This is a genomic window from Candidatus Colwellia aromaticivorans (assembly GCF_003333305.1).
In the GTDB taxonomy this organism is placed as follows: Bacteria; Pseudomonadota; Gammaproteobacteria; order Enterobacterales; family Alteromonadaceae; genus Colwellia; species Colwellia aromaticivorans.
This window is the reverse complement of record NZ_QOLD01000013.1, coordinates 68,177-86,596: the sequence shown is the minus strand read 5'-3', so window position 1 is coordinate 86,596 and position 18,420 is coordinate 68,177. Positions and strand designations below refer to the sequence as shown.

At 37.9% G+C, this 18,420-nt stretch carries 21 protein-coding genes; 12 read left to right on the top strand and 9 right to left on the bottom strand.

The genetic code is table 11. The features are described 5' to 3' along the window. Nucleotides 1-105 precede the first annotated feature (105 nt). The gene (locus DWA31_RS01970) at nt 106-315 is read right to left on the bottom strand and encodes a DUF2909 domain-containing protein (RefSeq protein WP_114324990.1); all 210 of its coding nucleotides are present in this window, start codon (nt 313-315) and stop codon (nt 106-108) included. A gap of 106 nt (nt 316-421) precedes the next feature. Here DWA31_RS01970 and DWA31_RS01965 point away from each other — a divergent pair, with 106 nt between their 5' ends. Genes DWA31_RS01965 through DWA31_RS01945 form a run of 5 tightly spaced genes read left to right on the top strand, consistent with a single transcriptional unit; the run spans nt 422 to nt 4,352 of the window. Beyond that, nucleotides 422-1,174 carry an SURF1 family protein gene (locus DWA31_RS01965; protein WP_114324989.1) on the top strand — a complete coding sequence of 251 codons (753 nt, stop codon included), beginning with the start codon at nt 422-424 and terminating at the stop codon, nt 1,172-1,174. 6 nt (nt 1,175-1,180) lie between these two features. After that, nucleotides 1,181-1,777 (top strand): hypothetical protein, encoded by a 597-nt coding sequence (locus DWA31_RS01960; RefSeq protein WP_114324988.1) that lies wholly within the window; start codon nt 1,181-1,183, stop codon nt 1,775-1,777. Between the two features lie 39 nt (nt 1,778-1,816). Then, complete coding sequence (locus tag DWA31_RS01955; RefSeq protein ID WP_114325030.1) at nt 1,817-2,800, top strand: COX15/CtaA family protein; 984 nt, start codon at nt 1,817-1,819, stop codon at nt 2,798-2,800. A gap of 9 nt (nt 2,801-2,809) precedes the next feature. Beyond that, entirely contained in the window at nt 2,810-3,724 is a 915-nt protein-coding gene (cyoE, locus tag DWA31_RS01950) for a heme o synthase (RefSeq protein WP_425451845.1), read from the top strand. Between the two features lie 7 nt (nt 3,725-3,731). Next, entirely contained in the window at nt 3,732-4,352 is a 621-nt protein-coding gene (locus tag DWA31_RS01945) for an SCO family protein (RefSeq protein ID WP_114324987.1), read from the top strand. A gap of 97 nt (nt 4,353-4,449) precedes the next feature. Here DWA31_RS01945 and DWA31_RS01940 read toward each other — a convergent pair whose 3' ends face one another. From DWA31_RS01940 to nfuA, 5 genes are all read right to left on the bottom strand, one after another. Next, the gene (locus tag DWA31_RS01940; RefSeq protein WP_114324986.1) at nt 4,450-5,523 is read right to left on the bottom strand and encodes a polysaccharide deacetylase family protein; all 1,074 of its coding nucleotides are present in this window, start codon (nt 5,521-5,523) and stop codon (nt 4,450-4,452) included. Between the two features lie 487 nt (nt 5,524-6,010). Next, complete coding sequence (locus DWA31_RS01935; RefSeq protein ID WP_114324985.1) at nt 6,011-6,250, bottom strand: hypothetical protein; 240 nt, start codon at nt 6,248-6,250, stop codon at nt 6,011-6,013. Nucleotides 6,251-6,351: 101 nt separating this feature from the next. Further along, nucleotides 6,352-6,714, bottom strand: a complete 363-nt coding sequence (locus DWA31_RS01930) for a VanZ family protein (RefSeq protein ID WP_210725526.1) — start codon at nt 6,712-6,714, stop codon at nt 6,352-6,354. 8 nt (nt 6,715-6,722) lie between these two features. Then, nucleotides 6,723-6,974 carry a hypothetical protein gene (locus DWA31_RS01925; RefSeq protein ID WP_114324983.1) on the bottom strand — a complete coding sequence of 84 codons (252 nt, stop codon included), beginning with the start codon at nt 6,972-6,974 and terminating at the stop codon, nt 6,723-6,725. A 132-nt stretch (nt 6,975-7,106) separates the two neighbouring features. Continuing rightward, entirely contained in the window at nt 7,107-7,685 is a 579-nt protein-coding gene (gene nfuA / locus DWA31_RS01920) for a Fe-S biogenesis protein NfuA (protein WP_114324982.1), read from the bottom strand. Between the two features lie 152 nt (nt 7,686-7,837). On the opposite strand from nfuA, the gene DWA31_RS01915 reads away from it, so the two are divergent. Further along, nucleotides 7,838-10,420: a M14 family zinc carboxypeptidase gene (locus DWA31_RS01915; RefSeq protein WP_114324981.1), complete on the top strand. Its 2,583-nt coding sequence runs from the start codon at nt 7,838-7,840 to the stop codon at nt 10,418-10,420. A gap of 2 nt (nt 10,421-10,422) precedes the next feature. Here the strand turns inward: DWA31_RS01915 and DWA31_RS01910 are convergent, their stop codons facing one another. After that, entirely contained in the window at nt 10,423-11,166 is a 744-nt protein-coding gene (locus DWA31_RS01910; protein WP_114324980.1) for a ComF family protein, read from the bottom strand. Nucleotides 11,167-11,226: 60 nt separating this feature from the next. Between DWA31_RS01910 and DWA31_RS01905 the strand changes: the two genes are divergently transcribed. The 3 genes from DWA31_RS01905 to DWA31_RS01895 all read left to right on the top strand — a co-directional run bounded on the left by DWA31_RS01905 (nt 11,227) and on the right by DWA31_RS01895 (nt 13,473). After that, nucleotides 11,227-12,102 (top strand): alpha/beta fold hydrolase, encoded by an 876-nt coding sequence (locus DWA31_RS01905; RefSeq protein ID WP_114324979.1) that lies wholly within the window; start codon nt 11,227-11,229, stop codon nt 12,100-12,102. 100 nt (nt 12,103-12,202) lie between these two features. Then, a complete protein-coding gene (locus tag DWA31_RS01900) occupies nt 12,203-12,490 on the top strand; it encodes a hypothetical protein (RefSeq protein WP_114324978.1) in 288 nt (95 codons plus the stop codon). 26 nt (nt 12,491-12,516) lie between these two features. Beyond that, nucleotides 12,517-13,473 carry a putative metalloprotease CJM1_0395 family protein gene (locus DWA31_RS01895; RefSeq protein ID WP_114324977.1) on the top strand — a complete coding sequence of 319 codons (957 nt, stop codon included), beginning with the start codon at nt 12,517-12,519 and terminating at the stop codon, nt 13,471-13,473. A 99-nt stretch (nt 13,474-13,572) separates the two neighbouring features. Here DWA31_RS01895 and pyrE read toward each other — a convergent pair whose 3' ends face one another. Further along, complete coding sequence (pyrE, locus tag DWA31_RS01890; protein ID WP_114324976.1) at nt 13,573-14,238, bottom strand: orotate phosphoribosyltransferase; 666 nt, start codon at nt 14,236-14,238, stop codon at nt 13,573-13,575. A 26-nt stretch (nt 14,239-14,264) separates the two neighbouring features. Further along, nucleotides 14,265-14,978, bottom strand: coding sequence for a ribonuclease PH (gene rph, locus DWA31_RS01885; protein ID WP_114324975.1), 714 nt, complete (start codon nt 14,976-14,978; stop codon nt 14,265-14,267). Nucleotides 14,979-15,388: 410 nt separating this feature from the next. Between rph and DWA31_RS01875 the strand changes: the two genes are divergently transcribed. From DWA31_RS01875 to DWA31_RS01865, 3 genes are read left to right on the top strand one after another with little or no spacing between them, the layout of a single operon-like run. Continuing rightward, nucleotides 15,389-15,928, top strand: a complete 540-nt coding sequence (locus DWA31_RS01875) for a thioredoxin family protein (RefSeq protein WP_245942438.1) — start codon at nt 15,389-15,391, stop codon at nt 15,926-15,928. Nucleotides 15,929-15,939: 11 nt separating this feature from the next. Continuing rightward, nucleotides 15,940-16,668 (top strand): gluconate 2-dehydrogenase subunit 3 family protein, encoded by a 729-nt coding sequence (locus DWA31_RS01870; RefSeq protein WP_245942437.1) that lies wholly within the window; start codon nt 15,940-15,942, stop codon nt 16,666-16,668. After that, entirely contained in the window at nt 16,665-18,401 is a 1,737-nt protein-coding gene (locus DWA31_RS01865) for a GMC family oxidoreductase (RefSeq protein ID WP_245942436.1), read from the top strand. Before DWA31_RS01870 ends, DWA31_RS01865 begins: the two co-directional genes overlap by 4 nt. The last annotated feature ends 19 nt before the right edge of the window (nt 18,402-18,420 follow it).

The window sequence follows — 18,420 nt, the reverse complement described above, 5'->3', positions numbered from 1 at the left end:
TGCCTTCGCTTTGTTCTAACGCGTTTATCTTGGCATTGAACTATCACAAAGAAAAAGAAGATAAATCGAAAGTTACAGATATTTTTCAGAGAAAAGAATAAAGTATTAATAAGGTTGTGGGTTAGGGGTGATTAATCCAGTTAATAAGCCGATAAGTAGTAATACGACAATGGCGACGGAGAGCATTAATCTTCGACCAATATATTTACTCATAGATGGTTTGTTTGGGTCATTTTTATTCATTAGCAGGAGAGCACGGAATAAGTTGTAAACCATGAAAGCGAGCATAGCGACAATAACAATTTTAAATAGCAAATCAATCTCCCATAATTTTATAAAGTTAAATCTATAGTTAAGCCTATAGTTAGTTAATTATTAACACGTTGTAAGGAAGTAACCTTAGGTGTCAAGTAGTAGCAAAATGAATATTCTGTGGTTATTACTTACTGTGCTAGTTTTTTCTGCATTAGTAAAGCTTGGTTTTTGGCAAAGTAGTCGGGCGTTAGAAAAAGAACAGCGCTTATCACGCATTGACCAACTTAAATCAAAAAATCCTCTGTCGTTGCAACAAGTCAACTTACTTACAATGAATGAGAACATTAATGACATGCCAGTAGCGATTGAAGGGGAATTTGATGAACATGCCGTTTTCCTCCTCGACAACCAAGTCAATAATGGGCGTTTAGGCTATCGAGTCTATCAAGTGTTAATTACTGAACAATATGCCGTATTGGTAAACCTTGGTTGGGTACAAGGCTCCGTTAATAGGCAAGAGTTACCTAAAATAAAATCATTATCAGATAAACATTATGTTCATGGAAATGTGCGTTTAATCGAAGTAGGCATTCAATTACAAGAACAGGTTTTTAGCGATGTACAATGGCCATTGAGAATTCAGCAAGTAGAGTTAGATAAATTTTCGTCATTAATTAATCGTCAGCTATTGCCCTTTGTTATTTATTTAGATAAAAAGGAAGACATTGGGTTTGAAAAAAATTGGCAGCCCATCGTTATGCCACCAGAAAAACATCGAGCTTATGCTTTTCAATGGTTTAGTTTAGCTATTGCTTGGATCATGTTAATGGGTTGGGCTAGGTTTGGTGCTAGAAAAACAAGTGAAAATAATCAAAATAATAATTTAAAGAAAAGTTCACCTTTGAAAAAAGAGGCCTAAGTAAGTATGAGCACCATCGAGCTACCTGAAAATAACAATAACTTAAATAAAAGTAAGTCAAAGAAAAGTCGCCGTAGCTTATTTATGGTATTAGCTGCTTTTGCTTTACCTATTATTTTGGCGAAATTGGCTTTAGAACAACAATGGTTAGACATGGGTGTTACTAACAAGGGTACGTTATTAACGAATGAATTAACCTTAGAGCAATTAGGCTTAAAAACGACTGATTTTGAACAACACTGGCTTATCTTATACAATCTGCCTGAACACTGCTCTATTGATTGTCAGAAAACGTTTGAAGCTATACACAATACTTATGTTGCTTTGGGTAAAGAAATGCCAAGAGTTTTCCCCGTGGCATTGTATCAAAATGAATTATCTGGTGAACAACGTCAAAAAATTTCAGAAAGTAAATGGCAGTTACTTGCTATGCCTGAACAAGCAAAGCAACATTTAACTAAACCGCAAATATTCATTGTGGACCCACTTGGTAATGTTTTTTTAAGTCACCAATTACCTGAAAATACCGAGCAGTTACCACAACTTGGTAAACAAATATTGGCCGATATGAAAAAGCTGCTTAAATATTCTAAGGTAGGCTAGCAAGTGGATGATGACCTTTATACACAACACAACCATGTGGTGAAGAAACTAGTTTTCGTGAGTATTTTACTGGCCTTGGTAGTGGTGACTTTAGGTGCTTATACTCGATTAACTCATGCGGGACTGGGTTGTCCCGATTGGCCTACTTGTTATGGTTTAATTGATGTACCCGAAACGGCAGAGCAAATTGCTTTAGCTGAGCAGGCATACCCTCAAAGTCAAGTTGAGCCAAGTAAAGCGTGGAATGAAATGATCCATCGCTATTTTGCCGGTACGCTTGGTTTATTGATCCTCGCTATTGCTATTCTTTCGTTTAAAAATCGTGCTCAGGGTACACCATTGCGCTTACCTCTACTTATTCTTGTTATTGTTATTTTTCAGGCTGCGTTAGGTATGTGGACAGTGACATTGAAGCTGATGCCAATAGTTGTTATGGGGCATTTGTTGGGTGGTTTTACTACCTTATGTTTGTTATTTCTACTGTATTTACGTTTAATGCCGCACCGTATAAATCGTAGCGATTTTTCAATAAAAAAATATGGACGATTTGCTCTATTGGGCATTGGTCTATTAACAGGGCAAATAGCATTAGGCGGTTGGACGTCGTCTAATTATGCAGCGTTGAGTTGTGTCGAGTTGCCAATTTGCCAATCAGGATGGCAAGATCAAATGAATTTTGAGAAATCGTTTGATTTGATCCCCCCAGAGCGAGAAAGCTATGAATTTGGTCATCTATCCCATGATGAACGAGTGACCATTCATGTGGTACATCGATTTGGCGCTATTGCAATTACAATATACTTAACTTGGTTGTTGTTAATGATCTACTCTAAAGCGCAAACCTCAACATTTAAAACGTCTGCTGTTGTTGTTGGTATAGCTTTGATCACTCAGGTAAGTTTAGGAGTGAGTAATATTTGGTTTTCGCTACCGTTATCTATTGCGGTAGGCCATAACTTGGTTGCTGCTTGCTTAATGCTTACTCTAATCGCGTTAACTTACCGATTACGTCGAAAAATATAGGAAAAACTTATGTCTGATGAAATGATGAGTGAAACAAAAGTGGCTCCAGTAATCATGTCTAAATGGCGTGCATATTATGATCTCACTAAGCCTAGAGTAGTCGCGCTTTTGGTACTTACTGCTGTAGTTGGTATGAGTTTATCTGTACCTGGAGGGTTGCCTTGGCAGTTGTTTATACCTGCTATGTTGGGTATTGGTTTGTTGTCATCAGCAGCGGCGGCAATTAATCACATTGTTGATGAAAAAATCGATGCGATTATGGGGCGAACTCATAACAGGCCTTTACCTGAAGGTAGGGTTAGCACAAATAATGCTATTGTGTTTGCTTGCAGCCTTGCCTTGTTAGGTTTTGTTTTACTTATAGTGTTAGTGAATCCATTAACTGCTTATTTAACTTTAGCTGGCTTGGTTGGGTACAGTTTTATTTATACTTTATATTTGAAGCGAGCTACGCCACAAAATATCACTATTGGTGGTTTGGCGGGGGCAATCCCTCCTTTACTTGGTTGGACGGCAATGACTAACCAAGTTGATCCTAATGCTTTATTGTTAGTTCTATTGATTTTTACTTGGACGCCACCACACTTCTGGGCGCTAGCGATTCATCGTAAAAATGAGTACGCCAAGGTAAATATTCCCATGTTACCGGTAACCCATGGAGTTAGTTTTACTAAAACACAAATATTGCTTTATACGGTATTGCTGTTTGTGGTTGGTTTATTGCCCTATTTGGTCGGCATGAGTAATTGGCTGTATTTGATTGGCGCAGTTACTCTGAACCTAATGTTTTTTGCTTATGCATGGAAACTTAAATTTCATGCTGATGAAAATACCGCGATGGATACTTTTAAGTTTTCGATTATTCACCTAATGTTATTGTTTGTAATTTTATTGCTCGACCATTATTTATTACCTGTAGGCTAATATATCTATGAATAAAGTTTTTTTTGGTCTTATAGCGATAGCAGCTGCGGCTATTGGTGTTATTAGTTTTAAAGCTATAACGAAGTTACCTTCACCTGAATATGCCTTATATTATCAACAGTCGAGAGTTATTAAGCCTTTTGAATTAAGTGATCATCATGGGCAGTCTTTTACTAAAGAGCAGCTAAATGGTAAATGGTCACTGGTATTTTTTGGATATACCTCTTGCCCAGATATATGTCCTACGACCTTGCAAAATTTAAATTTTATCTATGATGATTTGAAAGCTATTACTCAACATAGCCAAGTGTTGTTAGTTAGTGTAGATCCTCAGCGTGATAGCCAAGAAAAATTGGCGCAATATATTGCTTATTTTAATCGTGAGTTTATCGCACTACGAGCGGGGCATGAGGTGTTGTTCCCATTTGCTCGTAACATGGGGTTAATGTACGCGATAAGTGGAGAAGGCGATGATTACTTGGTAGATCATAGTGCTTCTTTGGTATTAGTTAACCCAGCGGGGAAAATAGCAGCTATTTTTAAGCCTGAACAAGCCGTTGGAGAAGTACCTAGTATTGATAGTGATAAGTTGTTGAGCGACTATCAAAAAATAGTCGCATTGTATTAATCTGAGTTACAAGCAAGAAAAGTGTCGAGTAACGAAAACATTGACTAGCAGTAATTTGTCTTCGTAACTATTAACTCGCTACTAGCAACTATTGTTTTTATAAGTGATACCATTCTCCGCCTGTTTTTAAAACAAACCATGGTTTTGAATACCAATAATAGCGCCCCGGTTTACTAATGCTAGCGGCAGTACAGTTACAACGTACTCTTCCTATAGGTAAGTCACTGCTAAAATTAATAGTGAAGCTACTCTCTCCCTGCCAAATTATTTTCTGTTTCCCCAAGCCGGATATATAACAGTTTAAACCAGATTTATAAAAATCTTCAGTTTCAATATTGAAGGTGATGCTTTTAGTTTGCTTGAATTCAAAAATGGTTTTGGCTTGTTCACCTTGTAATTTGATATTAAATGGCAATGAATTCAGTTTATCTCGTAAACCTGAAATTTTGTCATATGGCATAGAAGCTGGGAAGCGGGGTACACTCGTTAAATCTGTATATAAACCTACTGCACCAGATTGTTGAGAAAAACCAATAAAGTTATTTTCTTTAACCCAATGCTGTATTTCAGGGCTAAATTCACCGTAAGGGTAGGCAAAATAATACCAACTCTGCCCGGTTTTTTCTTTAATAATAGCTTCAGCCTTTAACAGTAATGTCGTTTGTTGTTCTAGCCATTGCTGTTGAGATAAATTATCAGTGATTCGTGTTAATGAATCATGTTCAAAGCCATGATTGGCAATGATTACGCCTTCATCGCCCAAAGCTTTTAATTGCGCCCATGAAAGGTAATGTGAATTCATTCCTTTAATAAGAGCACCTTCATTACGATTGATAATGCCGGGGTTAACGTAAATAGTGTAGGGGAAATTATATTCATCGAGTATAGGTTTAGCATTGGTTAGTACATCGATATAAGCATCATCAAAGGTAATCGCAACAGTTTTATTTTTTAATGGTTGTTGATTTTTTATGTTGTCAACTATTTGTGATAACGGGACAACATTGAAACTATTTTCTTGTAAATACTTCAGATGTACCGCAAATTGTTCTGGTGTGATACTCGTACTTTTGGGCGTAGTGCCGCTAACATGGTGGTATTGTAAAATTACAGCGCCGAAACTAGAAAAATGAAATAAAAGTAAAAAAACAGCTAAAAGGTTAGTTTTCATGACGTTTTCTCTTATGATAGCGACAATAATATAAAATAGCGCCTTTTGCGTTAATAGGAAACACTTCTTGTTAATTAATACCAATCTCACTAACTATGTGATCATTTCTACTTGTTAAAACGACCAACTACTTCGTTATTTATTTAATAGCTAGAACAACTAGTTATTGAAATAAACGCCTTGTATTTGACCGTTTTTCCTACGTATAAAATAGATCACCTAATTAATGAAACTGGTATAATACCAATATAGATCAATATAACCAGTTATTGCTAACAGCATTATCTATGATTTTATCAAATATCACTGTGTCATTATAAGGGGTAGTTGATACCGTTGTTACTGCTCATTTAACTTATGCGTATTTTATAGGATATAGCGCTATTGGTGAGATGATTGTTGCTTAGTAGTGCTACTTTTATGCTTGTGACTACAGGATTAAGTGCACAAGCTTTTGGTTTTATACTTGATTTATTCTAAGCAAGCTCTAATCTTGATCAGGTTTTAAGCAAGGGATACTGGTACTTCCCATAACATTTAATACCACGCCTATAGCAAAGCAGATAAAGGTAATGGCTCCCATTGAAGCTTTATTGGCTTCACTGACATCGCCAGCATAAATTAGTGTAAGTACAACGCCAATGGCGGCACAGGCAAAGCTCATTTTAGCAATAATAGCTGTGATTTTTTGCCATAAACGTTTAGGTGGATGTCTAACTTCTTGCATGATAAGGCCATTAATTGTTGAGTAATAGATACGAGCACTAAAGACTAGTTTAGCCTATTAATAAAAAGTTGTATTGATAATGGTCAAGGAACTGTGTGATTTTATTGAAGAGGAACATTTTTTTTAAAAGCAAAAAATACCATTATTTTAGCTAATATAAAGCCACAGAATAAGCCAACAGCATTAGCAGCCATATCTAACCACTCACCATAACGATTTACATAGGGTTGTATTAATTCTATTGAGCCACTAAAAGCGAGAAAAGCAAAAGCAATAATCAACCAATGCTTAGGTTGACGCAATGCTGTAGGCAACATTAAAGCGGCATAAGCTATAAAGTGATGGGTTTTATCTGTGCCTGGCACACTAGGTAAATAGGCTGCAGGCCAAAGTGATAAAGTAGCAATACTAACAAGTAGCATTAAGGTAATATGAAGCCAATACTTTTGAATTAAGCAAATCATTAAATGGGTTATTTTCTATTATTCGGGCTGTGTCGATTTAAAATGTTAAACCAACGATTGGCAAAAAGACCTAAGTAACCCCAAGCCGCTATTGTACAGGCAAGTGCAAGAATAAAAAGGCCGAGTATTTGCCAGAAATGGTGATAAAAATAACCGATAGCGATAAATACTAAACCAACGGTAAAAAGGCCAAGCCCGGATAAAAATATAGACAAACTACGTTTTGGATTTTGGCCTAATTTAGCAAGTAAATTATTCATGAACTGGATGTCTTTCGACTGTTCACTCCCTCGATCAGGATGAGCGGTGTCATTTTTCGTATATCCTTAATAGCTCTTCCGTATGTCCTGAGCTTGTCGAAGGGTTCCGTATGTCCTGAGCTTGTCGAAGGGTTAATAATATGAATGCTCGCCGCGCTCATGCTCAGTTGCATCTTTCACGCCTTTGATTTCATTACCCATTAACTCAATTAGTTGCGTTTCAATACCATCTTTAACAGTAACATCAATTTGGGCACAACCATTACAGCCACCACCAAATTGTAATACCGCATAACCGTCGTCAGTTATTTCAACTAAGGTACATTCACCGCCATGTCCAGCAAGTTGCGGGTTAACTTCTGCTTGAAGAAAATAATGTACACGCTCAAATAGCGGCGCGTCATCAGCTACTTTACGTAATTTAGCGTTCGGAGCTTTTAAGGTAAGTTGTGAGCCCATTTGATCGGTAACAAAATCGATTTCCGCCTCTTCTAAGAAACTTTTACTGTCCGCATCAACCATGGCAGAAAAACCTTCAAAAGGTAATGTAATGTCATCGGGCTCTACTGCATCAGCAGGACAATATGAAACACCACATTCAGCTTTAGCTGTACCTGGGTTTACAACAAATACACGAATATGTGTGCCATCTGCTTGTTGAGATAGCAGCTTAGCAAAGTGCTCTTGGGCGGTAGGTGAAATAGTGATCATAATACGGTACTCTCTTTGCTCTTAAACTTAAACAGGTATACTTGAGTGTTTTACTCAAGTATGGCTATTTTACTCCGCAATCATGTGATGTGCTAATGATTTTTATGCTTTTATTTGCTATTTTAATAAATATCAATATAAAGGAAAATGTAATGTCGCTTTCTCGCCTGCTAATTGTGTTAGTTTTATTTGCTTTATTTTCTTCTTCACATGCTGCGTCGGTACAAGATTACTTACCCAAACAAGCCACTTTTGATTCGCTAATCCCATTACCAAAGCAAACTCTGGGCTTTGAAATAGGTCAAAGTCATGTAAGGCATGACCAATTAAAGCAGTACTTTAATATTCTAGCCGATAGTTCGAAGCGTTTGAAAATTACTACTATTGGACAAACTGCTCAATTACGAGAGCAATTTTTAGTCACCATTTCTAGTGAGACAAATTTAGCTAATCTAGATAACATTCTCGCTAAGCGGCATGTCCATCAAAAAGAATCACAATCAAATATAAAAAAGCATACAGAAAAGGAGCCCTTAGTTTTATGGCTTGGTTATAGTGTACATGGTGATGAAATTAGTGGCGCAAATGCAGCAATGGTCGTTGCCTATTATTTAGCTGCCGGTACAGAACAAACCATTGAAACGATGCTAGAAAATACCATTATTGTGTTAGAGCCAAGTATCAACCCTGATGGTATGGACAGATTTGTTAATTGGGTGAGTACTTACCGTGGCTCAGCTAATAATGGTGATCCGGAACATATTGAGCACCACCAAGGTTGGATTAGCGGTAGAACTAATCACTTTTGGTTTGATTTAAACCGTGATTGGTTATTATTAACTCAGCAAGAAAGTCGTCATAGATTAAAGTACTTTCATCAATACCAGCCGCATGTTTTGGGTGATTATCATGAAATGGATGCTAACAGCAGTTATTTTTTTCAACCGGGGATTGTAAGTAGAACGCATCCGCTGACACCCAAACAGAATATTACCCTCACTAAGGAGTTAGCAAAATATCATTCCAAAGCGTTAGATAAAGCACAGCGCTTGTATTACAGCGAAGAAGAGTATGATGATTTTTTCTATGGTAAAGGTTCTACTTATCCTGATATTAACGGCAGCATTGGTATTTTATTTGAACAAGCAAGCTCCCGCGGCATGCAACAAAATACCATCAATGGCTTACTAACCTTTGAGTTTGGTATTCAAAATCATGTATTAACGTCACTTTCAACTATTGAGGGTGCTTGGCAAAACCGTGAAGAACTCAAAAAATATCGGAAAAATTTTTATGTACAAGCGCTAAAGCAAGCTAAAAAAGAAAGATTTGATGGTTACCTGATTAATGAAGAAAAAGATAACTATCGACTACATGCCTTACTAAATACGTTAGCTCAACATCAAGTTAATGCTTATCCACTTGGTGACGACTTCAGTTATAAAGGAAAAAAATATATAGCTGAGAATAGCTATTATGTGCCATTAGCGCAAAATCAATATCGATTAATTCAAGCGTTATTTAATCAAGAAACTAACTTTGCTGATAACACCTTTTATGATGTTTCAGGTTGGACCATGCCACTGGCAATGAATATTGATTTTCAACAACTTGATAATACATGGGGGTTAGTGTTAGCGGATAAAGCTTGGTCTAACAAGGACATTATTCAAGTGAGTAAAATTAACACTAACAGTGAAGATTATGCCTATGCTTTTGAATGGCACCATTATTTGGCACCAAAACTATTAAACCAATTACTGAATAAAAAAATTAAAGCCAAAGTGGCAACGGGTGGCTTTTCAAGTCAAGTACAGAATAAAAATCACACTTTTGCTAGTGGCACGATAATAATTCCTGCTGCAATTCAATCTGAGCCAAATTGGCGAGCCGAATTAGCCGCATTAGCGATGACCGCAAACATTGATTTATTCGCAATAAAGAGTGGTTTAACTAGTCAAGGTATTGATTTTGGTAGTAACTCTTTTAAGCTTTTAGAATCGCCGAAAGTTTTATTGTTGGGCGGTAAAGGTATATCTCAATATGAAGCGGGAGAAATTCGATTTTACCTTGATGAAACATTGCAGATACCATTAAGCATCATTGAACATTCTCGATTGAATAATGTTGATCTCTCTCATTATAGCCACCTAATTTTAGTGGATGGTAATTACACTACAATATCAGATGACAATGCGAGTAAACTGAAAGCTTGGGTAAAGCAAGGAGGCGTGATTTTTGGTCAAAAGCGTGGCGCGAAATGGTTAGCAGCGCAAGAGATTCTATCAGCAGACTTTGTGAGTAAAAAACAAATAGCACAATTATTTGATAATGAACCATTAAGCTATAAAGACAAAGAAAAGCTTAATGCAAGAAAACGTATTGCAGGTGCCATTTTTGCGACTAAACTTGATACATCACACCCATTAGCTTTTGGTTATAGCGATTATAATTTACCTTTATTCCGTAATAGCACCTTAATTATGGATACAGGACAGCAGCCTTTTATCACAGTAGCAAAATATACAGATACCCCCTTACTCAGTGGCTACACAGACAAAGAAATAGTAAACCGTTTAGCGCATAATGCCGCTATTGTTGCTCATAATTATGGCGAAGGCAGGGTAATTGCTAGTTCAGATGTTTTAGCATTTCGTGGTTATTGGTTAGGAAGCAGTAAATTACTGGCGAATAGTTTATTTTTCGCTAAGACGTTTAGTACCAAAGCGAAGTAACCTCAGTGCTTTGGTAGGGTTAAACAAACGGTAACCACGGTCACTTTTTCAACACCTTTGTATTTTAATAGTTTACTGATTTCACTGGCGGTGCTACCTGTGGTTAATACGTCATCGATCAGCATGACATGCTTAACCCCTTTAGTTAACGGTTGGCGTAAGGCAAAAGCATTCGCTAAATTGTTACGCCTTTGCGCACCTGTTTGTCCTACTTGACTAGAATTCTTTTTAATGCGAACTAAAGCTGAACTTTGATAAGGTAGCTGCAACAATTGCGAAAATGGTTTGGCAATTAAATGCGCTTGATTATAGCCACGCTGTTGCCATTTACTGATATGTAGTGGCACGCTCAAAATAAGATCTACAGATGATTTTAACTGTGTTTCTAACCATTCTTTTGCCAGTAAAGAAGCAAATAATGAAGCTAATTCAAAACGTCCTTGGTATTTTAGTTGTGACAACCAATGATTGAATGGCGCTAAGTATGGCGATAGACAAAATAAGTGGTCGAAATGAATACTAGGTAAGCTTCTGTTTACGGCTGGCCAATTAAGCAAGTCTCCTTGAGTAATCTTTTGTTTGAAAAGAGGTAGATCAGCTAAACAAGCCGAACATACGAGTGTTTGTTGTTGGGTGGCATTACCGCACAAATCACACTGAGAAAATATTAGTAGTATTCGCTGATAATAAGTGTGAATTTGCGATTGCCAATTGTTTTTCAGTTTGATTAACGCTAGCCATTCCATTGTTATCACCCATTTTGTAAAATAGTGTTCATTCAACTACCTACTTCTTAAGATATAAGCATGGCAGATACGCTTCAATTTTCCACTTACCTTGAACCTAAAAAGCAATATATTCCCATTATTTTACTCCATGGATGGGGCTTTAATTCAGCTATATGGCAACCACTGATTGCGAATTTACCTACTGAATTCACTGATGTGTTTCATATTATAACCATAGATTTACCTGGCTTTGGCACCAATATTAATAAAAAAGTTAGTCCTTATTCTTTGTCGAATATTTGTGAGCAGATCACTAACACTATAGAACAACCGGCAATTTATTTAGGTTGGTCTTTAGGGGGCTTAGTCGCTACTGAAATGGCGTTAAAATATCCTGAAAAAGTTTTGGGTCTAATTACCGTAGCAAGCTCACCACGCTTTACTGAACAAAGAACTGAACAAAGAACTGAACAAAGATCAGAAGACATTGTTGAAGACAAAATGCTTAATCAGGATATATGGCCGGGAATAAAGCCTCAGGTTCTTGATGGCTTTCATCAGCAATTACAAATAGATGCTAAAAAAACCATTAGTGGATTTTTAAAATTACAAGCGATGGGTAGCCCACATGTTCGCCAAGATATAACACAAATTAGTCAATTAGTCTTTCAGCATGATATGGCTAATGAAAAGACGTTAGATGAGTCATTAAAGCTACTAGAAACAAGCGATTATCGCTCAACGCTCAGAGACATACACCAGCCTTTTTTACGTTTGTATGGCAGTGCTGATAGCCTCGTGCCTAAATCAGTTATTGGTCAGGTAGCTCTGCTTGCTAAGAATAATAGTGAGCAACATATATTTGAGCGAGCATCTCATGCGCCCTTTATTTCACATATTGATGATTTTACTCAAGTACTAACAGATTGGTTGTTAACTCAGTTTACCCTTTGATTTTTATTAACAAGATCAGTTTATTATACGACAGTATTTACTTTTTTGCTGTTTTGATTGATAATTAATCAGTGCGAAGTGGTGAAAGAAGGTGGCTTTGATGGAAATACAATCAGCATTTAATTCAGGTATACAAGGCTTTCAAAAAGCAACAGACGAGGCTAATCAAGCAGCTGCAAATATAGTTGCTGGGACGGCTAGCCGTGATGAAAGTACTGTTAGTCAAACAGAAAGTAGCCAAATTGCAGTGAATAGTGAGAAAAAAATACCAGACTTGAACCAGTCAATTGTCGATTTAAAAGTTGCTGAGTTTCAAGCGAAATCATCAGCGCAGGTAATAAAAACGGCTGATGAAGTGCTCGGTACTTTACTTGATGTAACCGCTTAAGCTTTTTGGCTATGATTTAAATAATTATGAATATTACTCCGCAGGCGCCTAATTTATCTATTCCAACTGTGCTTAATCCGCATACGGAAAGTTTGCGTCGTGAAAATAACCAACGAGAAATTATTACTCAGCCTGCAGCACTTAATCAGTCGGCAGCAGAGAAAGGTGTATCTTCTGATCGAGAGCGAGGTAGAACACCAGCTCAAAATAGTGAAAATATTGATTTTGCCAATCTAAAAGAAAAAGCGGAATTAGCTAACAACACCATCTCAGAGCAAAAAGGCGAACACAAAGAAGAGCAAAACAAAGAATCATCTCAACATTTTGCAATAAATGAAGTACAAGATGATGAAAAGTCGAATGAATCAGCTGAAAGTGACTCTAGGGATAAAGACGTTCAACAAGAACGCGTAATTAATGAGTTACAGCGTCGAGATAAAGAAGTACGCTCGCATGAATTAGCACATGCAGCGGTAGGGGGATCTTTTACCGGAGCGCCTAATTATTCTTTTGAAACAGGTCCTGATGGCCAAAAATATGCAGCGGGAGGTGAAGTGTCGGTAGATCTATCTACCGTAGCAGGTAACCCCTCGGCAACAATTGCAAAAATGCAAAAAGTGCATGCTGCTGCATTAGCTCCAGCCAACCCCTCAGCACAAGATACTCAGGTTGCCGCGAACGCGATACAAATTATTCTTCAAGCTCAATCTGAATTACAACTACAAGATAGCCATACCGTAAAACCCGCTGACGATAATGAAAGCTCATTAGCGATTGACTCAGGTCAAAAAGATGAAAGTGAATCAGATGATGAACTTAGTTTTGATGCTTTTATTAATAAAACACTAACAGCGCAAGAGTATATTGCACCAACACAGTCGCATGAGGTGTTGCAGCGTGCCGTAAGAGTTGAGACTTTTTATTCTAATATCACAGAGGCTTATGGAAAGCCTGCTACTTATCAGTTTGAATTAACGGCCTGATTTTGAAATAGCTTGCTCAAATTTAACCAATAAAAAAACCTGCAACTGCAGGTTTTTTATTGATTAATTTATGGGACTAAGGAAGTATTTTGTTGAACGCTAAATTCCGTAGTCTTGGCGGTATTGTTTAATACTCGCTAAGCTCAACGCTAATTCAGTATCTGCAGCCTCATCACCGGTAAGTTGTTCTTCTAGAAAAGTGACTACGTCAGCGAGGGTAACAATAGAAATTACCTTAGTACCAAAATCGCGCTCAACTTCTTGAATGGCTGATAATTCACCTTGGCCTTTTTCTTGGCGATCTAAGGCGATTAGTACCCCTGAAAGTTCAGCATTATGGGATTTAATTATTTCCATTGATTCACGAATTGCTGTGCCAGCGGTGATCACATCATCCACTAACATAACTTTTCCGTTAAGCTCAGCACCAACTAAACTGCCACCTTCACCATGGGTTTTTGCTTCTTTGCGGTTAAAACAATAAGGCACATCAAGATTGTGATGATCAAATAATGCTACCGTGGTAGTGGTGGCAATAGGGATACCTTTATAAGCAGGACCAAATACTAAATCAAAACTGATATCAGCATCTACCAGTGCAGCAGCATAAAATCGTCCTAAGCGTGCTAAATCACCACCGGTTTTGAATAAACCGGCATTAAAAAAATACGGGCTAGTACGGCCAGACTTTAAGGTAAATTGGCCAAAGCGCAGTACTTGTTTAGATAAAGCAAACTCAATAAAGTCACGTTGATAATCTTTCATAATTTTCTCCAAGTTATTTGCTTTTCTTAGCTTAATGCAGCTTTCTGGTGGTCGAATAATTCATTAATTGCATCTTTAGATAGTTGCATCATGGCTTGCATTTCTTCAAAGCTAAAAGGCTCTTCTTCAGCGGTGCCTTGTACTTCAATAAGCTTACCAGTATCAGTCATTACAACATTCATGTCCGTTTCTGCATTTGAATCTTCGGCATAATCTAAATCAGCAACAGGTTCGCCTTTATATATACCAACAGAAATAGCAGCAATCATGTGCTTAAGTGGGTTTGTTTTAATGATATCTTTAGCACGCATATAATTAAGTGCATCAACTAAAGCAATACAAGCACCGGTAATTGAAGCGGTACGTGTACCACCATCGGCTTGAATTACATCACAATCTACGGAAATAGTATTTTCACCTAACGCTTTTAAGTCAACTGCAGCACGTAAAGCACGGGCAATTAAACGAGAAATTTCTAGGGTGCGACCACTCTGTTTTCCCATTGCAGCTTCTCTGCGCATACGCGTATGAGTAGAGCGCGGCAACATGCCATATTCAGCGGTAATCCAACCTTTACCTTGGCCTTTCAAAAAACGAGGCACACCTTGGTCAACTGAAGCAGTACATATAACTTTGGTATCGCCAAACTCAATAAGTACAGAGCCCTCAGCGTGAGCTGTAAATTGACGAGTAATGGTTACTGGGCGAATTTGCCCTAATGTTCTGCCGCTTGGACGCATAATATGACCCTTTTAATAAGCTTAAATAAAATAATTGGCGGTATTATAATGCCTCAACAGATTTTTTGAAATATAGTTAAGACAATAAAGGTCATCTATACTCATGATACTTCAAGATGCGAGTTTCAGGACATCTGAGCGATTCATGATCAAGGCGCATCTTTTTATTAATGGTCGCTCCCTTAAAAAGAGATGTAACGAAGAACATTATTTGCTCAGATATCCCCATAGGGCTGGTTTAGAAACACTTTATGCTACGTTATTGATTTCGACAAGGGAACAACCATTCTCTTCAATCATTGCCTTGCTTAAAGACGTTTCTAATGCCAGCTGAATTCTGCATCTTGAGGTCACATGAGTATAACCAGTAGATCGTCATTTAATGCGATATTTTCAAAAGTGAGAAAAAAATGAAATCTGTTTTATTAGTCGTATTCACTTTAATGGTAAATACTGGTTTGTTTTACGTCGGCTCAACTTATGCCGCCGAGCCAGTTAATGATAAGCCGTTACCTCACTTATCAGTAGAAGATGAGCTACCAGAGTATAGTAAAGTCTATGATGATCAGCGTAATCCTTTTAACGATGCAAATGCGGCTTTGGCACTAGCGAAAAAAACTAACCGTAATGTGTTGATTGAAATTGGCGGGAATTGGTGTACTTGGTGTCATAAAATGGATGCTTTCTTATTAAAAAACCCTAACGTTTATCAAGCGCTTCATAACAAGTATGTACTCTTAAAAATCAGTGTTAGTGATAGCAATGAAAACGATGATTTTATGAAATCATTACCACCGGTACTTGGCTATCCACATATGTATATCTCTACGGCGAGCGGAAAAATGTTGTTGTCAAAAGATACCGCTGAACTGCAAGATAGTGACGGCTACTCAACAGAATATTGGTTGGACTTCCTGCAACAGTGGCAACTAAAACAACAAAACCTATAGGGAGTTATCCGTTGAAATCATTTTTTGATAAAGCTTATCAAACACCTCTTTGGTTTAAAGAAAAAGAACTGTCCAAAAAGGTACTCACGCAGCAAGTGAGCCGACGAAACATCTTAAAGTCAGCAGCAGGTGCAACAGGAGTGATGGCATTACCTGCCTTTTCACTTGATTCACAGACACAAACCTCTTTAGCAAAATCAAAAAAAACTGATCCCTGGTTAACACTTGATGCCACCCTTGCGCATTTATTACCAACATCAGCAACAGGGCCAAGTGCAGCTGATATTAATGCGCTAGCGTATTTGTATCAAGTGATGACGGTACAACCAACCCCATTGCAAGAAAAAGAGTTTATTGTTAAAGGCGTTGGTTGGTTAAATAGCTTTGCTAACAGTGAATACAGTAAGGCATTTGTTCAGTTATCTGTTGATGAAAAGGAATTGTTACTTCGTGGTATTAGCCGTTCAAGTGCAGGTGAAAATTGGCTAAATACCTTATTGAATTATATTTTTGAAGCAATGTTAACACCACCTGCTTATGGTGGTAATCCTGAAGGCATTGGTTGGCAGTGGCTAGAGCATCAAGGGGGCTTTCCATTGCCGAAAGCAGGGCAGCGATATTTTGAGTTACCGCCGCGTGGAAAGGCAAAAAATCAAATTGCTATTCATGAAATAGAAATCGTAAAAGATAGCAATCGTCTTGCTAATATTTTGTTAATTAAGAGAATAAACAAAGCATGAAAAACATAACTTATGATATATGCATTGTTGGTAGTGGCGCTGGTGCTTCACCTGTGGCTTACACTATGGCAAAAGCGGGAGCCAAAGTTTTAGTATTAGAAAAGGGCCCATGGTTGACAGAAAAAGAATTTTTTAAAGATGAATTAGCTATCAGTATTCATGACGCATATAACCCCAAACTGAGTGATGAGCAGCATGTTATTGAAGAAGAATACGAAACTGAAGAAGGTAATAGTTTCTGGCAGGGCGAAGCGACTAGTGATTCAGGTTGGTCGTGGTGGAATGGCACGGTAGTTGGCGGATCCTCTAATTTTATGAGTGGTTATTTTCATCGGTTAAAGCCAATAGATTTTCGTTTAAAGTCCGAATTTGGCGCAATAAAAGGTGCTAACGTTGCCGATTGGCCGATTAGTTATGATGAACTGGAACCTTATTATGCAATGGTTGAACGTGAAGTAGGCGTTTCGGGACGTGTAGTTGAACACCCTCACCAAGAGCCACGTTCAACCGATTTCCCTTACCCCCCTATTAGCGAAGTGCCAATGTCGTCATGGATAGATAAAGCCGCAACCAGCATTGGTTATCATGCCTTGCCAGTACCAAGAGCGATATTGTCGCAACCTGCCATGGGCCGCCGCAGTTGTGAGTACTCAGGCTATTGTAGTAGTTATGGTTGTTCGTCGGGTGCTAAGGGCGGTGGTAGAGCTGCGCTACTTAATCATGCGGTTGCTACGGGTAATTGCACCATTAAACCGAATGCTAAAGTATATAAAATAGCCACAGATAGCAACGGTGAAGTTAGCGGCATTCATTATTATGATGCCCAAGGTCGTCAGCAAAGTGTTCGCGCAAAAACCTATGTGGTTGCTTGTCAGGCGGTAGAAACTTCTCGCTTGTTGTTAGCTTCTACAGGCGAAAAATTCCCTAATGGTTTGGCTAATAATAGTGGTCAGGTAGGTAAAAATTTACTGTTTAGTGGTGGTGGTACAGGCAGTGGCGATTTCCTTTATGATCAGCTTAATGAACAGCAGGTAAAAGAATTAAAAGTTGTGGGCCCATTTATAAATAGAGCATTGCAAGATTGGTATCAAATTGATGATAAAACTTTTACTGGTGCCAACACTAAAGGTCAGGCAAAAGGTGGCACCATTGATTTCTTATTCCATCAAAACCCTATCGCTAGAGCCAGTGGAACACAGTGGGGTGTTGATAATGAAGGTAAAGACAAACTACTTTGGGGTGAAGAATTAAAACAAAGTATCAAGCAAGAATTCACCACATACAAAACCTTACGCTTTGAAGTGTTTAATGATTGGTTACCAACAGATGACTGCTTTGTTGCGTTAGATGATGAAGTAACAGATAAGTGGGGCGATCCGGTAGCCAAAGTACGTATTGGTTATCATGACCATGATTTAGAGGTGGGTGAATATCTATCAGTAAAAGCCGAAAAGTTATTGATTGCTTTAGGGGCAAAAAATATTTCTTCTTCGGTGAGTGGTTACCCAGCAACGAACTTAATGGCGGGAGGTTGTCGTTTTGGTGATGATCCCAAAACATCGGTACTAGATAAAAATTGCCAAGCGCATGAAGTTGATAATTTATATGTCACCGATGGTTCATTTATGCCAACAGGTGGCAGTGTGCCTTATACTTTTACTATATACGCGAATGCCTTTCGCGTAGCTGAGCACATAAAACAGCAATGGCTATCTGCATTAAAAGAAAGTTAGCGCGAAGCGAATAACAAGG

Bases quoted from the DNA above. Each gene is read 5' to 3' on its own strand.
- DWA31_RS01965 (WP_114324989.1), top strand. From the start codon at position 422: ATGAATATTCTGTGGTTATTACTTACTGTGCTAGTTTTTTCTGCATTA.
- DWA31_RS01960 (WP_114324988.1), top strand. From the start codon at position 1,181: ATGAGCACCATCGAGCTACCTGAAAATAACAATAACTTAAATAAAAGT.
- cyoE (WP_425451845.1), top strand. From the start codon at position 2,810: ATGTCTGATGAAATGATGAGTGAAACAAAAGTGGCTCCAGTAATCATG.
- DWA31_RS01945 (WP_114324987.1), top strand. From the start codon at position 3,732: ATGAATAAAGTTTTTTTTGGTCTTATAGCGATAGCAGCTGCGGCTATT.
- DWA31_RS01940 (WP_114324986.1), bottom strand. From the start codon at position 5,523: ATGAAAACTAACCTTTTAGCTGTTTTTTTACTTTTATTTCATTTTTCT.
- DWA31_RS01935 (WP_114324985.1), bottom strand. From the start codon at position 6,250: ATGCAAGAAGTTAGACATCCACCTAAACGTTTATGGCAAAAAATCACA.
- DWA31_RS01930 (WP_210725526.1), bottom strand. From the start codon at position 6,714: ATGATTTGCTTAATTCAAAAGTATTGGCTTCATATTACCTTAATGCTA.
- DWA31_RS01925 (WP_114324983.1), bottom strand. From the start codon at position 6,974: ATGAATAATTTACTTGCTAAATTAGGCCAAAATCCAAAACGTAGTTTG.
- nfuA (WP_114324982.1), bottom strand. From the start codon at position 7,685: ATGATCACTATTTCACCTACCGCCCAAGAGCACTTTGCTAAGCTGCTA.
- DWA31_RS01915 (WP_114324981.1), top strand. From the start codon at position 7,838: ATGTCGCTTTCTCGCCTGCTAATTGTGTTAGTTTTATTTGCTTTATTT.
- DWA31_RS01910 (WP_114324980.1), bottom strand. From the start codon at position 11,166: ATGGAATGGCTAGCGTTAATCAAACTGAAAAACAATTGGCAATCGCAA.
- DWA31_RS01905 (WP_114324979.1), top strand. From the start codon at position 11,227: ATGGCAGATACGCTTCAATTTTCCACTTACCTTGAACCTAAAAAGCAA.
- DWA31_RS01900 (WP_114324978.1), top strand. From the start codon at position 12,203: ATGGAAATACAATCAGCATTTAATTCAGGTATACAAGGCTTTCAAAAA.
- DWA31_RS01895 (WP_114324977.1), top strand. From the start codon at position 12,517: ATGAATATTACTCCGCAGGCGCCTAATTTATCTATTCCAACTGTGCTT.
- pyrE (WP_114324976.1), bottom strand. From the start codon at position 14,238: ATGAAAGATTATCAACGTGACTTTATTGAGTTTGCTTTATCTAAACAA.
- rph (WP_114324975.1), bottom strand. From the start codon at position 14,978: ATGCGTCCAAGCGGCAGAACATTAGGGCAAATTCGCCCAGTAACCATT.
- DWA31_RS01875 (WP_245942438.1), top strand. From the start codon at position 15,389: ATGAAATCTGTTTTATTAGTCGTATTCACTTTAATGGTAAATACTGGT.
- DWA31_RS01865 (WP_245942436.1), top strand. From the start codon at position 16,665: ATGAAAAACATAACTTATGATATATGCATTGTTGGTAGTGGCGCTGGT.